A 16,866-nucleotide genomic window follows, 5' to 3' on the forward strand; every position below is an offset into this window, starting at 1 on the left:
TAGAGATTTACGAATAGGTTATGCCTATGATTACACGACAACCAATTTAGGGAACTATAATAGTGGTACCCATGAGGTATTTATGCAATGGGATATAGATTTTTCAAAGAAAAACCTAAAATCTCCTAGATTCTTCTAAAAGAATTAGGTTAAAAAAGAATATATCTGATATTCGTGCATTTTATTAATAATTTCAGATAACGGGAAAAGTAATTAAAAATAACTCTATAACAACCATAATTTATTTACAGTATTCTCCATTAATTTTAGGGCTAAACTTTTTTTTAGGATTAGTAAATGTTAAATTATTTTACCTAAACAATACTATAACTACATATGATGACGTTATTAGAGGTAATAATTAGAATTTAATTAAGTTCTAACGTTACATAATTGGCTTCAGTTATGTAATAAACTATGAAAAAGAGCAAGGAATTAAATGTAAATAAATAACCTAATAATGAAAAAATATATTGTAATAGTTTTATTGCTAAGTGTGGTATGTCTATATGCTCAAGGCAGTGGAGGTAAATATTCAATAAATAATTTAGAGGTAAATACTGAACAATCTGAATTTGGTACTGCTTATCATGGAACAGACAAATTAGTTTTTGCAGCTCCAAGACGTGGTTTCAGAGTAATTCGCGATGTTTGGGAGCCTAATGGACAACGTTTTTTAGATTTATATGAAGGAGACATCAGTGAAGATGGATCTGTAGCAAATAAAAGAAGACTTAAAGGAGAAGTAAATTCTAGATACCATGAAGCTAGTGTAACCTTTTCTAAGGATGGTAAAACTGTTTATTTTACTAGAGATAATTATTACAATAAAAAGTTAGGTATAGACAATCAAGGGTATACCAACTTGGCCATGTTTAAAGCAACAGTAAATAATAAAGGAGAGTGGATTAATATAATACCGATGCCTTTTAATAATGTTGAATATTCGGTTGGACATCCTACGTTGAGTGCAGACGAAAAAACATTATATTTTACTTCTGATATGCCTGGAACCTTAGGTGAGACTGACATTTATAAAGTGGAAGTGAACGAGAGTGGATTTGGAAATCCAATAAATTTAGGAGATAAAATTAATTCTACTGCAAAAGATTGGTTTCCTTTTGTTGATGGTGATATACTTTATTTTTCTTCAACTAGAAGTGGAGGTAAAGGAGGTATTGATATATATGCAAGCAAACTAAAAGGGTATGTAACCGATCCGGTAAACTTAAGTTTAAATACTGCAAGTGATGATTTTGCTTTTATCATTAATAGTGAAACTAGAAGAGGCTACTTTTCTTCAAACAGAGAAGAAGGCAGTAAAGGAGATGACGATATTTATTCTTTTATTGAAGAAGAGCCAGTTGACTTTAAATGTATTCAAATGGTTACAGGAGATGTTAGAGATCAATTATCTACAAGTTTATTACCAGGTTCAGAGGTAATTCTAAGTGATAAAGATGGCAATATGATAACATCTACTATTGTTAAGGATGATGCAACTTTTTCATTTGAAGTATCTTGCGAGATAGAATACAAATTAGAAGGTAAAAAAATTGGTTTTTCACCACAATCTATAACATTTACAACATCTAATGAAGCAGATAAAGAATTAAAAATGCCATTATTGTTAGGTGCTGGCAATATAATAGCTGGTAATAATAATGGTACTCAAGGTGAGGGTGTTGATAAAAAGCCTGAAGGATTGCCAGATGTGTTGCCAGATGAAATCGTTAAATTGCCTTCTGGTAATTATGGTGTGAATATTGAACCTATATATTTCGATTTAAACTCTTCTTATTTGAACAAGCAGGCTAAGACTGAATTGCAAAAAGTGGTTGATTTAATGAATAAATACCCTAAAATGATTATTGAGGCAGCTTCGCATACAGATTCTAGGGCACCAGCCGGATATAATATTTGGTTATCTAATAATAGAGCTAAAAGAACTGTCGAGTATATTATAGGAAGAGGTATAGACCCTTCACGAATAGCGGGTAAAGGCTACGGAGAAACACAGCTGATTAACGGCTGCGATGATAATACCCCATGTACCGAAGCTGAACATCAGCAAAATAGACGGTCTGAGTTTGTAATTATCAGAATGTAATAAAAAAACGAAAAGACCTTCAAGTTAAATGAAGGTTTTTTTGTTTAATAGAGATATGCTTTGGCACAACCTTTGAATTATAGGAGCAAAGAACAACCCAATGAGAAGCTTAATAACCTTAATTTTTACCTTAACTACTTTAATTACAACGGCTCAAATTGAAAGAGCAGATTCTATTAAAGCGGCTGAATACAGTGTTAAAAACCTAAGAGTAAATACAAAATATCAAGATTTTGGTTCTACTTTTATGGGTAATGATAAAGTTGTTTTTTCCTCCTCCAGAAGAACTGCAGGAATATCAAAACGAGTTTGGAAAGAAAATAATCAGCCTTACTTAAATTTATTTATTGGCGATTTAACCGATGATGGTGAAGTTGTAAATGTTAAACCTTTTTCAAGTGATGTTAACTCTAAATATCATGATGCTTTTGTAGCTTTTACCCCAAAGAGAAACGAGGTGTATTTTACCTCTAACAATTATATTGGCGGTAAGTTAAAGTCTGAAGGGCTTAAAATTTTTAAAGCTACTATAGATGAAAAAGGACATTGGAAAGATTTTTCTTCACTCCCTTTTAATGATGACGATTATGATACAGGCCATCCAATGATTAGTGCTGATGGTAAAAAGCTGTATTTTGTTTCTAACATGCCTGGCACCATAGGAGATACTGATATTTTTGTAGTAGACTTAAACCAAGGGCATTACGGAAAGATTATTAATCTAGGAGAAACGATTAATTCTAAATATAAAGAATATTCACCTTATGTTGATGGTGATGTAATTTACTTTTCTTCTAATAGACCAGGTGGTAAGGGCGGCTTTGATATTTACATGACAAAATTAGATGGTTCAATTCCTGAACCTATTAATTTGGGAGAACCAATGAATAGTAAAGGCGATGATATTTCTTTCATTATAGATAGTGAAAAACTACAAGGTTATTTCTCATCCAATAGAAATGGTGGAATGGGAGATGATGATATTTACTCCTTTAAACAAAAAACTACTATTGCAATCTGTGATCAGATAGCTACTGGTATCATAAAAGATAAAGTTACAGGCAACAGAGTTGGAAACGCTTTTGTTGCTTTATTGGATGAAAACGGTAATCGTATCCGAAGAATTGAAACCGCTTTTGATGGTGAATATTATTTTGGTGTAGATTGTGCTACAAATTACACAATAGAAGTTACTAAAAATGGATATTTTAGTACAACCATTGAATTGAACACTTCGAATAAAAATGGTTTCGATAATAATGAAGTCATATTTATTGAAGAAAAAGAGTTTATGGATAGAAAGGATTATGAAATTTTAAATGTTCCTAATATTACGTTTACAATCAATACAGCAGAAATTACCGAGGCCTCTGATATAGCCCTAGATAAAGTAATGCGATTGATGAAAAAATATCCTAACATGGTTATAGAATTTGGAGCTCATACAGATTCTAGAGGGCCAGACGCTTATAATTTAAGTCTTACAAAAAGTAGAGCAGTCGCAACAGTTGACAACCTTATTGAAAGAGGTTTAGACCCTAGAAGAATCACAGGGAAAGGATATGGAGAAACGCAATTACTCAACAAGTGTGCTAACAATGTAAAATGTACCGATTTACAACACCTAGAAAATAAGCGAACGGAATTTGTAGTTATAAAGAGATAACAACGGAAGTAAACAAACCATTATAATAGAGCATCTTAAAATTTTTTAAGATGCTTTTTTGTTGTGATAAAATCAATATTTTCAATAAAATACGTAATTTCGCGACTCGAAAGAATTAAGATAGAAAATGAGTACGCCATTTAGAGAATATAAAGGTTTAGATTTAACAAAAGTAGCTGATGAAACCCAACAATTTTGGGAAGAAAACGATATATTCCAAAAGAGTATTACTTCACGTGATGCCGATAAACCTTATGTGTTTTATGAAGGGCCACCTTCTGCCAATGGATTGCCTGGTATTCATCATGTTATGGCACGTACCATTAAAGATATTTTCTGTAGATATAAAACCCTGCAAGGCTTTCAGGTAAAACGTAAGGCAGGTTGGGATACGCATGGTTTGCCGATTGAATTAGGCGTTGAAAAAGAGCTGGGTATTACTAAAGAAGATATTGGTAAAAAAATATCGGTTGAAGAATACAATGAAGCTTGTAAAAAAGCGGTAATGCGTTATACCGATGTCTGGGAAGAATTAACACGCAAAATGGGACATTGGGTAGATATGAATGACCCTTATGTTACTTACAAACCAAAATATATTGAATCGGTTTGGTGGTTATTAAAACAAATTTATAATAAGGGGCTTTTGTATAAAGGCTATACCATTCAACCCTATTCACCGAAAGCAGGAACTGGATTAAGTTCGCACGAGTTAAATCAACCTGGTACCTATCAAGATGTAACAGATACTACTGTGGTGGCTCAGTTTAAGGCAAACGAAGACTCGTTACCAGACTTTTTAAAGAAATTTGATCATTTGCATTTGTTGGCCTGGACAACTACGCCTTGGACATTGCCAAGTAATACAGCCTTAACGGTTGGTTCTAAGATTGATTACGTTGTAGTTGCTACCTACAATCAATATACCTTTGAACCAATTCATGTTATCCTGGCTAAAAATTTGGTTTCAAAACAATTTACTGGAAAATATATACAAACCGAAGAGGTGTCTGATTTGAAAAATTTTTCAAAAGAAGATAAAAAAATACCATTTTTGGTTGCTGTGGAATGTAAAAGTAAAGACCTTGTCGGAATAAAATACGAGCAGCTGTTAGATTATGCCCAACCTTATCAAAACCCTGAAAATGCGTTTAGAGTCATTGCTGGTGATTTTGTAACTACTGAAGATGGTACAGGTATTGTACACACCGCACCTACTTTTGGTGCTGATGATGCTTTAGTCGCAAAACAAACAAAGCCAGAAATTCCGCCAATGTTGGTGTTAGATGAAAACGGAAACCCTGTTCCTTTGGTTGATTTACAGGGTAAATTTAGACCAGAAATGGGCGAATTTGCAGGTAAATACGTAAAGAACGAATATTATGAAGATGGTAAAGCCCCTGACCGTTCCGTGGATGTGGAACTGGCAATTAAATTAAAAGAGGAAAACAAGGCCTTTAAAGTAGAAAAATATAAGCACAGCTATCCCAATTGTTGGCGTACAGACAAACCTATTTTGTATTATCCATTAGATTCTTGGTTTATAAAAGTATCTGATAAAAAGGATAGAATGTTTGAGCTAAATCAAAATATTAATTGGAAACCAAAATCAACAGGTGAAGGGCGTTTTGGCAACTGGCTAAAAAATGCCAATGACTGGAATTTGTCGCGTTCACGTTTTTGGGGCGTTCCATTACCAATTTGGAGAACGGAAGATGGTAAGGAAGAACTTATTATCGGTTCAGTTGAAGAATTGAAAGCTCAAATGCAAAAAGCCGTTAATGAAGGAGTAATGGATACGGATATTTTTTCCGATTTTGAAGTTGGCAACATGAGCGAAGAAAATTACGACCTTTTAGATTTGCATAAAAATATAGTTGATAAAATCACTTTGGTTTCACCATTAGGTAAACCAATGCAACGTGAATCAGATTTAATAGATGTATGGTTCGATTCGGGCTCAATGCCCTATGCTCAATGGCATTATCCATTTGAAAACAAAGATTTAATTGACGAAAACAAGTTTTATCCAGCTGACTTTATTGCAGAAGGAGTTGACCAGACCAGAGGTTGGTTTTATACGTTACATGCCATTGGTACATTGGTTTTTGACTCAAACGCTTATAAAAATGTAGTCTCGAACGGATTAGTATTGGATAAAGAAGGTAAAAAAATGTCCAAGCGATTAGGCAATGCCGTTGACCCGTTTGAAACTATGAAAAAATACGGTGCTGATGCCACACGTTGGTACATGATTTCCAATGCAAACCCGTGGGACAATTTAAAATTTGATATCGAGGGTATCGAAGAAGTCAGACGTAAATTCTTTGGCACGCTGTACAATACCTATTCGTTTTTTACACTGTATGCCAATATTGACAAATTTACTTATGACGAAGCCGATATTGATATTGTAAAAAGACCCGAAATTGACCGTTGGATACTTTCTGAACTCAATACATTGATAAAGAATGTAGAAGATTATTACAACGATTACGAGCCGACGAAAGCTGCTAGAGCTATTCAGAATTTTGTTACTGAAAATTTGAGTAACTGGTTTGTACGTTTAAGCAGGAGACGTTTTTGGAAAGGTGATTATCAACAAGATAAAATTTCAGCATATCAAACATTGTATACCTGTTTGTTGACAGTTGCAAAATTAGGTTCGCCTATAGCTCCTTTTTACATGGATCAGTTATACCGAGATTTGACAAATGCCACTAACAGCAAAAAAGAGGAATCGATCCATTTGGCTGATTTTCCTGTATATCAAGAAGCATTGGTAGATAAAGTATTAGAACGTAAAATGCAGAAGGCACAGGCTATATCTTCTATGGTGCTATCATTACGTAAAAAAGAAATGATAAAAGTACGTCAACCCTTACAGCGTATAATGATTCCTGTTTTAGATAAACAAGACAAAGAAGATATTGATGCCGTTGCAGATTTAATAAAATCTGAAGTTAATGTAAAAGAAATTGAATTGATAGACGATGCCTCGGGTATTTTAGTAAAAAATATTAAACCGAACTTTAAAGTATTGGGTCCTAAATTCGGAAAAGATATGCGTTTGGTGGCTTCCGAAATTCAAAAATTAACTCAAGATGATATTTCAACTATAGAAAAACAAGGTGAAATTTCTTTAAAAATTGGAGAAAAATCCGTAACTTTAACCTTAGAAGAAGTGGAAATATCTTCGCAAGATATAGAAGGGTGGCTGGTTATCAACCAAGGCAATTTAACGGTTGCTTTAGACGTTACCATTTCAGAAGATCTACGTAAAGAAGGTATTGCAAGAGAGTTAGTAAATCGTATTCAGAATTTAAGAAAAGAGTCTGGTTTAGAAGTTACAGATCAAATAAAATTAAAAATAGAAAAAGATGGCATAGTTGATGCTGCCATTGAAGCAAATGCAATCTATATTAAAAACGAAACATTAACCAATGAATTGATATTGGAAGATAGCGTTAACGATGGTGTAGAAATTGCTTTTGACGATGTAAATACAAAATTGTTAATACAAAAAAATTAAACAGATATGACTGAGAATAAAGAAAAATACTCGGACGCTGAATTAAATGAATTCAAAGAGATTATATTAAAAAAGATTGAAAATGCTGAAGAAGATTTAGCGTTGATAGAAAGTGCTTATAAAAACGATAGTAATAATGGCACAGACGATACATCACCTACATTTAAGGCTTTTGAAGAAGGTTCAGAAACAATGTCTAAAGAATCTAATGTTCAGTTAGCCATTCGTCAAGAAAAATTTATTAGAGATTTAAAAAACGCTTTGTTACGTATAGAAAATAAAACGTATGGTATTTGCCGTGTAACGGGTAAATTAATTCAAAAAGAGCGTTTAAAATTAGTGCCACATGCTACACTTAGTATAGAAGCTAAGAATATGCAGTAATTGAAAAAATTATAAAAGGCTTCCTAAAAGGAAGCCTTTTTTGTTAAAGACCGAATGAGAATTATTTTTTACATATACTTTTTGCTATTAGCTGCTCCTGTAATTGCTCAAAAAACAATTGTAAAAGAAATTGATTTTAATAACCAAAAAATTGAAATACAATTAGAAGATATTGATTTGTTAGAAATAGTTAATACCGATAAGCAAAAGGTAAGTCTATCAATGCAAGACCATGCTGAAAATCCTACACAAATTGAAATTAAAAATAGTGAAAAGACAATTGCTATTACCGCCTCAACTATTTTACCTATTGTTGACAGTTCTAAAATGGATAAATTTTGTTATGAGCAACCATTATTTTCATCCTATAAATTGATGATCCCCAAAGGATGTGAAGTATTGGTTGTTTATCATAAAGGAAACTTTAGTACAAAAAACTTTACTGGAAATATGAATGTTAGATTAAACACTGGTGATTTAACAATTGATGATTTTAATGGTAGTATAAATATTGAATCATTCTCTGGGAATATTGACGCTACTATTAATGATACGGAAGCAATCATTCTATCGAGTAAAGGAAGAATTACAACTGCTTTTTCTTCAACTAATTGGGAAAGAACAGCTATTTCACTAAAAGGAACTTTAGGAAAAAAAAGTAACCTGTTGACAATTCAGTCTGTTAATGCAAATATTATGTTAAACTCCGGCACAACTGAATAATATTCTTATTTTTGCTAAACTTTTTGGAAAAATCCCACTAATGAAAAGAGCCATTATTATAATTATTATCATTTTATTGATAGACCAATGGAGTAAGGTTTATATTAAAACGAACTTTGTCATAGGTGAAGGTTTTAACGTAATGGGCTTAGATTGGTTTAGAATTCACTTTATCGAGAATTACGGTATGGCTTGGGGTACTGAATTTGGAGGTAAAAACGGTAAATTGTTTTTAACTTTTTTTAGGTTAATAGCAATTGTAGGTATAGGTTATTGGCTGTATTCAGCTGTTAAAACAAATGGACATAAAATTTTAATTGTAGCCATTGCTTTTATTTTTGCAGGAGCATTGGGCAATATTATTGATTCGGTTTTTTATGGCGTTTTATTTGGCGATAGCCATGGTACAGTAGCTACTTTTTTACCAGAAGAAGGTGGTTATAGCACGTTGTTCCATGGAAAAGTAGTGGATCTTTTTTACTTTCCCATTATAGAAAATGCCCAATTGCCCTCATGGATTCCTGAGATTAGTTTCAATTGGCCAGATTGGATCCCAGGTATTGGTGGCAAAAATTTCTCGTTATTTGTCGATAGAAATTTCACTTTTTTCCAATATATTTTTAATGTAGCTGACTTTGCTATTTCAACGGGTGTAGGTTTGTTACTTGTCTTCAACAAAAGAGTTTTTCCTAAAAAGGAAAAGGAAGAAGAGTCAAAAGATCATATTGTTCCACCTGTTGTGGTTAGGCATTATGAAAAGCCGAAATCTTAAATTCAAAATGAAGTTAATTTCTTAACTTCGTTGTATGCAAAACACCGATTTAGAACTTCAACTCAAAACGTTACCTAATACACCCGGTGTTTATCAATATTTTGATAAAAATGATACTATTTTATATGTTGGTAAGGCAAAAAACCTAAAAAAAAGAGTAAGCTCTTACTTTACCAAAAACCATGAATATGGTAAAACCAAGGTATTAGTCAAAAAAATTGCTTCCATAAAGCATATAGTGGTTTCTACTGAAATGGATGCACTATTATTAGAGAACAATCTTATAAAAAAATACAAACCACGCTATAATATTTTATTAAAAGATGATAAGACTTATCCTTGGATTTGTATTAAAAAAGAGCCTTTTCCCAGAGTTTTTTTAACCAGAAAAGTGATTAAAGATGGTTCGGAATATTTTGGGCCCTACACTTCAGTAAGAACTGCGAAAGCATTACTTTCTTTGGTAAAGGAATTATATCAGCTCCGCACCTGTGCTTATGATCTATCTCAAAAAAATATTGAATCAGGTAAGTATAAAGTTTGCTTAGAATATCATATTAAAAATTGCCAAGGCCCATGTGAAGGTTTGCAATCAGAAGCTGATTATTTAAAGAGCATTGACGCTATCAGAAATATTATTAAAGGCAATTTTAAAGACGCATTACAACATTTTAAAAGTGTTATGCTACAATTTGCTGAAAACCATGAGTTTGAAGAAGCTCAAAAAATTAAAGAAAAAATAGATTTGTTGGCCAATTATCAGGCAAAGTCTACCGTGGTCAACCCATCCATTTCCAACGTGGATGTTTTTTCGATCACTTCTGATGAGAGTTTTGCCTATGTCAATTTTTTTAAACTGATGAATGGTGCTATCATTCAATCACATACCACAGAAATAAAAAAGAAATTAGACGAGTCGGACAAGCATTTATTAGAGTTGTCAATTATTGAAATCAGACAACGTTTCAATTCACAATCTAAAGAAATTTATGTCCCTTTTAAGGTAAATGTTGGTGATGAAATTAAAGTAACTATCCCAAAACAAGGAGATAAAAAACATATTGTTGATCTATCTTTACGTAATGCAAAATATTATAGACAAGAACGTTTCAAACAAATTAAAATCGTTGATCCTGATAGGCACACCAATAGAATAATGGCTCAGATGCAAAAAGATTTACGTTTACCAAAAGAGCCACGCCATATTGAATGTTTTGACAATTCTAATATACAAGGTACACACCCTGTAGCTGCTTGTGTGGTTTTTAAAGATGGTAAACCGAGTAAGAGCGATTATCGTAAATATAATATTAAAACTGTTGAGGGCCCTGACGATTTTGGCTCTATGGAAGAAGTGGTACACAGGCGTTATAAACGGTTGTTGGACGAAGGACAAGAATTGCCACAGCTAATCGTTATAGATGGTGGTAAGGGGCAGTTGTCATCAGCTTTAAAAAGCTTGGATGTTTTAGGTCTGCGAAAAAAAATAGCCATTATCGGGATTGCAAAACGATTAGAAGAAATTTTTTATCCCGACGATCCTATTCCATTATATTTAGATAAGAAATCGGAAACTTTAAAAATCATTCAACAATTACGAAACGAAGCACATCGATTTGCAATTACGTTTCATAGAAATAAACGAAGTAAAAGTGCCATCCAAACAGAATTAGAACAAATTCCAGGTATAGGTAAGCAAACTGTTGAAAGTTTGTTAAAACATTTTAAATCGGCCAAACGGGTTTCGAAGGCATCATTTAAGGAAATAGAAAAAATTATTGGGAACTCTAGAGCAACCAAAGTACATAATTATTATCATTTAAAAGAGAATTAACGTTAATGCTAAAAAGAATACTACTCATACTACTACTGATTCAAGCACAGCTTTTGTTTGGACAAGATAGTATTAAATCTCAAAAAGATTTAAAAGTAGGTTTAGTGTTAAGCGGTGGTGGAGCCAAGGGTTTTGCCCATATTGGAGCTTTAAAAATATTGGAAGAAGCGGGTGTGAGAATAGATTATATTGGTGGTACGAGCATGGGTGCTATAATTGGGGCATTGTATTCTTCAGGATATTCGGCAAATGAATTGGATTCTATTGTAACTTCATTTGATTTGAATGAATTAATGCAGGATAATCTTCCCCGAAAATCAAAATCAATTTATCAAAAAGAAAATACGGAAAAGTATGCTTTAACGCTACCCATAAAAAACAGGGGAGTATTATTGCCAACTGCTCTTTCAAAAGGTCAGAACGTTTTTAATCTCTTATCTCAACTCACAGAACACGTTCATAATATTAATGATTTTTCTAAAATGCCTATTCCGTTTTTTTGTGTGGTTACAAATTTAGAAAATGGAAAGGCAGAGATTTTAGAAGAGGGTTTTTTACCCGAAGCTGTTAGGGCTAGCGGTTCTTTTCCTACGTTGTTAGATCCAGTTGAGATTGATGGTAAATTATTAACCGATGGCGGTGTCACAAATAATTTTCCGGTAGATATTATGAAAAAAAAGGGCGTTGATATTATAATAGGTATTGACGTTCAAGATAAATTAAAAGGTCAAAAAGGGTTGAATTCTGCCTTAGAAATCGTAATGCAAATTGTGAGTTTTCAAATGTATAACGATTCCGATAACAAGCGAAATAAAGCGGACATTTACATACATCCTGACATTAGCGATTTCAACGTTATTTCATTCGATTTGACTAAGGATATTATTGAAAGTGGCGAAAGTGCAACACGCAAACAATTAAATGCTCTGCAAGAAATTGCTAAAAAACAAAGATTTGAAAATGATAAGAGGAAAAAAGTTGTTCAGATAAATAAAAAATTATTTATTGATGATATTAGTATTTCTGGTAATAAAAATTATACAGATGAGTATGTCATTGGTAAATTAAACTTTAAAAAGAAAGACACGATAACTTACGAGAAATTTACCGAGGGTTTAAATAATTTATCTGCTACGGGTAATTTCAGAAATATTCAATATCAATTTGTTCAAAATAAAGAAAGGACAAAAATCCAGTTAAAATTAAGGGAAGAAGAATTATCAACCTTTTTACAACTAGGGGTTCACTATGATGATTTATATAAAACAGGAGTACTTTTAAACTTTACAGGAAAGCACATGATTTTTAAGAATGATGTGCTTTCGGCAGATTTAGTATTAGGCGATAATATTAGATACAATATAGATTACTTCATAGATAATGGGTTCCATTGGAGTTACGGTATTAAAACAAGATATAACAAGTTTAACAGATCGTTTTTTGAAAATTTAATAAACGATGATGCAGCAGGTGTTAATGTTGGTAAAGTTCCAATTGAATACAATGATTATACTACTCAGCTTTATGTACAAAATGCTTTTACCAGAGGGATTGCACTACGATTGGGAGTGGAGAATAAATATGTTAGAACTTTTTTTGAAACAATTGAAAATAACCAAACTATTAAAAATTTTATAGATAATACCTCTTACGTAAGTGCATACACTAATTTATTATTAGACACTTACGATAATAAATACTTTCCTAAAAAAGGACTCTATTTTTTTGCTGATTATCATGCTTATTTATTGGCCTCTAATTTTGACACTAACTTTAAAGCTTTTTCTCAATTAAAAGGTGAACTAGGTGGTGCATTTACTATTGGAGATAAATTTACAACGCATATTGTTTCTCAGGCAGGAATTACTTTAGGAGATGGTACTAATATATTTAATTTCTTTTTAGGTGGTGGCAATCAAAATTTGATAAATAACTTCTATAATTTTTATGGTTATGATGTTGCTGACCTAGGTGAAAGTGCTTTCTTAAAAACAGCTGTTACCTTACGTTACGAATTGTTTAAAAAGAACCACATATCTTTTATTGCCAATGCCGCTAGAGTTGAAGATGACATATTCAATCAAGGAGACATTTTTGACAATACCAAGCTAGGTTTTGCTGCGGGGTATAGTATTGAATCTTTTTTAGGGCCAGTTGAAGTAAAATACACTTGGTCACCAGATACACAACAAAACTACTGGTTATTTAATGTAGGATTTTGGTTTTAAGAATTTTAGCTAAAACATGATGCAATTTTAGAACATTATTACATCATGTTTTATAGACTCAATAAGTTAACCTTCAACAATAACATCCTTATTGCTAGTAACATGTACTTTATGTTTTCTGTCAAAAACTCTAAACTTAAATTTAGTAATTAAATAAAACAATATTGGTACAACTATTAAAGTTAAAAAAGTAGCTACTATTAAACCGTAAATCACTGTCCAAGCTAAAGGCCCCCAGAAAATAACATTATCACCACCCATATAAATGTTAGCATCAAACTCGCTAAAGAATGTAAAGAAATTTATATTTAGACCAATAGCAAGCGGAATTAACCCTAAAATTGTCGTAATAGCCGTTAATAAAACTGGTCTTAAACGTGCTTTACCTGCCCTAACTATACATTCAAAAATTTCATCTAATTGAAGGTGCTCATCTTCGTTCAAATCTTTTTCAACGATCTTTCTATCAATAAGAAGTTGAGCATAATCGAGTAATACAACACCGTTGTTAACTACAATTCCTGCTAAAGATATAATACCCATCATAGTCATCATAATAACAAACGGAGCTCCTGTTATTACCAAACCTCCAAAAACACCGATAAGACTTAAGAATATGGCTATCATGATAATTCCGGGTTTTGAAACGGAATTAAATTGAAATATTAAGATAAAGAAGATTAAACTTAATCCTGTAAAAAAGGCAGTCATTAAAAATGTCATTTGTTTATTCTGTTCTTCAATTTGTCCAGTGTAATCGAACTCAATATTATCGGGTAATCCTTTAAAGCTCTTCATTTCATTTTGAACTTGAGCTACAATGGCACCTGCATCGGTAAAACCAGGAGACAAAGCCGAGTAAACAGTTACTACACGCTTTAATTTTTTGTGTTTAATGGCACTAAAACCAGAGGTATTATTGTGCTTGGCCACAGTAGAAACGGGTATTTCTTTTACTTGACCAGAAGCAGGATCTCTAAAAGTTATATTTTGGTTGAAAATTGCACTGGTATTGTATCTATTTTCTTTGTTAAAACGTACATAGATATCGAAATCATCACCGTCCTCTTTGTAAATACCTGCTTTGGCACCAAAGATTGAATTTCGTAATTGTTGCCCTACTTGCCCTGAATTAACACCTAGCTCGCCCGCTTTTTTTCTATCGACAATCACTTGGGTTGTGGGCTTGTCTTTATTTACATCAATTTTAAGTTCATCAATACCTGCTATATTTCTAGAATTGATAAAGTCACGCATTCTTTCGGCAGTATTTATTAATTCATTATAATCTTTACCGGTAATTTCAATATTTATTGGAGCACCTGCAGGTGGTCCATTAACGTCTTTTTCAACAGAAATAAGTACACCTGGATAAATACCGACCAATGCTTTTTGCACTTTTTGCCGTAATAGTTCACTGTCTTCTCCACGTCTGTATTTATACTCACGCATGCTAGCGGTAATTTTTGCTTTATGTGGCATTTCAGATGCAGAACCACCGTCTGTATTTGGATTTCCTGCACCTTCACCTACCTGTGCCACTACACTCTCAACCATAAAGTTGTAATCACCATCTTTATACTGATTATTGTTTAGTTCTGCGTAAACACGTTTTTCAATTTCTTTGGTTATGGTATTGGTTTTTTCTATATCAGTACCTTGAGGATATTCTATGTATACAATAATCTGATTGGGTTTGTTATCAGGGAAAAACTCTACTTTAGTACGTTGTGTTGCTAGAGAAGCTCCAAATGACATAAATGCTATTATTAACAAAACAAATGTTGCAATTGTAATTGCGTAAGGTCTCCATTTTGTTAATGCCCATCGTATTTGTTTTTCATACCAATTTTCTAGCTTCACTAAGGCTTTGGTTTGGAAACTATTAGCCCACTTTCTTAAAAACAACCTATAAATCCATAATAGTATAGCTGTTAAAATCATTAAAGAACCTAAACCTCTGTAAGCACCTCCAAAAATGATAACCAATAAACCAATAAAGGCCATTACACTAGTAATAATTATGATATTTTTCAGCGGCATATCTTTATCTTCGGTTGTCATAAATTTTGATACCAAAACAGAATTAAAGAAAATAGCCACAAAAAGTGACGAGCCTAGCACAACGGACAACGTTATCGGGAAAAATTTCATAAACTCGCCCATCATTCCGGGCCATAAACCTAACGGTATAAAAGCAGCAACGGTAGTTGCGGTGGAGATGATTATGGGGAATGCAATTTCACCAATACCTTTTTTGGCGGCTTCAATACGGCTCATGCCCTCCTCGTCCATCAATCGATAAACATTTTCTACAACAACAATACCATTATCTACCAACATACCAAGACCCATAATAAGCCCAAATAAAATCATGGTGTTTAATGTATAACCAAACATATTTAATATCATTAAAGACATAAACATTGACATGGGTATGGCAAAACCAACAAAAATGGCATTTTTAAAACCTAAAAAGAACATTAATACCGTAACCACTAGTATTATACCAAATATGATATTGTTTACCAGATCATCTACCATACCTGTAGTAATCGAAGATTGGTCATTGTTTAAGGTTATGCTAAGGTCTTGTGGAAATTGATCTTTTTCGGCAACCTTAACTATCTCTTTAATTTGGTCAATAGCGGCAACCATATTTTTTCCAGCACGCTTTTTTACATCAAGCATTACAACAGGTTTTCCGAATTCTCTTGCATAAGTGGTTCTATCTTTTTCACGAAAAGAAACTTCTGCAATATCTTTTAAATAAATGGGATTGTTATTTTCAGACTTTACAACAAAATTGTTCAGATCGGCAGGGTCTTCAATTTCTCCTAAAATACGCACTGTTCTTCGTTGACCACTTGCTATCAAATTACCTGCTGACATAGTGACATTACCATTATTAATAGCACCAATTACATCGTTAAAACTAACTTTTGCAGCCATCATTTTGTAAATATCTACTGCAACTTCAACCTCTTTTTCTTGAGCACCGCGGATGTCAGCTTTTTTAATTTCGGAAAGATCTTCAATTTCATCTTGCAATACCTCTGCGTACTCTTTTAGCTTTTCAATAGTGTAGTCACCAGAAATACTAATATTTAATATTGGAAATTCTTCTGACAAACTCAATTCAAACACATTAGGCTCAACTTTAGCACCATTAAAGGTAGGCCAGTCTTCGCTAGAGGTTTCTGAATCAATTTCGTCTTTTACTTTTTGCTTGGCTTGTTCAACAGTAATGTTTTCATCAAACTCTACAATAACCATAGAATAATCCTCTTGTGAGGTTGAAGTTATTTCTACAACATTACTAACCGTTTTTAATTTGTCTTCTAATGGATCTGAAATGAGTTTTTCAATATCCTCTGCAGTATTGCCCGGAAAGACGGAGCTAATGTAAATTTTTGTTTCCTTGACTTCTGGAAAGCTTTCCCTAGGCATTGCAAAATATGCTGAAATACCTAAAAATAGAATGACCGCTATCATTACATAAATGGTTGTACTATTATTGATTGCCCAAGATGATAAACCGAATTCTTTATTTACATTCTTTTTTTGTTGTTTCGCCATTTTTGTAACTGTAATGATTAGATTTAGAATAAACTATA

At 32.7% G+C, this 16,866-nt stretch carries 10 protein-coding genes; 9 read left to right on the forward strand and 1 reads right to left on the reverse strand.

Annotated features, from left to right (window positions below):
• Nucleotides 1-13: 13 nt before the first annotated feature.
• The 9 genes from U5A88_RS00005 (at nt 14) to U5A88_RS00045 (ending at nt 13,249) form a co-directional block, all read left to right on the forward strand.
• Nucleotides 14-139, forward strand: coding sequence for a type IX secretion system membrane protein PorP/SprF (locus U5A88_RS00005; RefSeq protein ID WP_354208100.1), 126 nt, complete (start codon nt 14-16; stop codon nt 137-139).
• A gap of 321 nt (nt 140-460) precedes the next feature.
• A complete protein-coding gene (locus U5A88_RS00010; RefSeq protein WP_354202986.1) occupies nt 461-2,110 on the forward strand; it encodes an OmpA family protein in 1,650 nt (549 codons plus the stop codon).
• 100 nt (nt 2,111-2,210) lie between these two features.
• Nucleotides 2,211-3,776, forward strand: coding sequence for an OmpA family protein (locus U5A88_RS00015; protein WP_354202987.1), 1,566 nt, complete (start codon nt 2,211-2,213; stop codon nt 3,774-3,776).
• A 127-nt stretch (nt 3,777-3,903) separates the two neighbouring features.
• A complete protein-coding gene (ileS, locus tag U5A88_RS00020) occupies nt 3,904-7,308 on the forward strand; it encodes an isoleucine--tRNA ligase (RefSeq protein WP_354202988.1) in 3,405 nt (1,134 codons plus the stop codon).
• Nucleotides 7,309-7,314: 6 nt separating this feature from the next.
• The gene (locus tag U5A88_RS00025) at nt 7,315-7,692 is read left to right on the forward strand and encodes a TraR/DksA family transcriptional regulator (RefSeq protein ID WP_354202989.1); all 378 of its coding nucleotides are present in this window, start codon (nt 7,315-7,317) and stop codon (nt 7,690-7,692) included.
• 54 nt (nt 7,693-7,746) lie between these two features.
• Nucleotides 7,747-8,415 (forward strand): DUF4097 family beta strand repeat-containing protein, encoded by a 669-nt coding sequence (locus tag U5A88_RS00030; RefSeq protein ID WP_354202990.1) that lies wholly within the window; start codon nt 7,747-7,749, stop codon nt 8,413-8,415.
• A gap of 40 nt (nt 8,416-8,455) precedes the next feature.
• The gene (locus U5A88_RS00035; RefSeq protein WP_354202991.1) at nt 8,456-9,187 is read left to right on the forward strand and encodes a lipoprotein signal peptidase; all 732 of its coding nucleotides are present in this window, start codon (nt 8,456-8,458) and stop codon (nt 9,185-9,187) included.
• A gap of 34 nt (nt 9,188-9,221) precedes the next feature.
• Nucleotides 9,222-11,021 (forward strand): excinuclease ABC subunit UvrC, encoded by a 1,800-nt coding sequence (uvrC, locus tag U5A88_RS00040; RefSeq protein ID WP_354202992.1) that lies wholly within the window; start codon nt 9,222-9,224, stop codon nt 11,019-11,021.
• Between the two features lie 5 nt (nt 11,022-11,026).
• A complete protein-coding gene (locus U5A88_RS00045) occupies nt 11,027-13,249 on the forward strand; it encodes a patatin-like phospholipase family protein (RefSeq protein WP_354202993.1) in 2,223 nt (740 codons plus the stop codon).
• Nucleotides 13,250-13,315: 66 nt separating this feature from the next.
• On the opposite strand, the gene U5A88_RS00050 is transcribed toward U5A88_RS00045, so the two are convergent.
• Nucleotides 13,316-16,828 (reverse strand): efflux RND transporter permease subunit, encoded by a 3,513-nt coding sequence (locus U5A88_RS00050; RefSeq protein ID WP_354202994.1) that lies wholly within the window; start codon nt 16,826-16,828, stop codon nt 13,316-13,318.
• Nucleotides 16,829-16,866 lie beyond the last annotated feature (38 nt).

The organism is Aureibaculum sp. 2308TA14-22 (assembly GCF_040538665.1).
Classification (GTDB): Bacteria; Bacteroidota; Bacteroidia; order Flavobacteriales; family Flavobacteriaceae; genus Aureibaculum.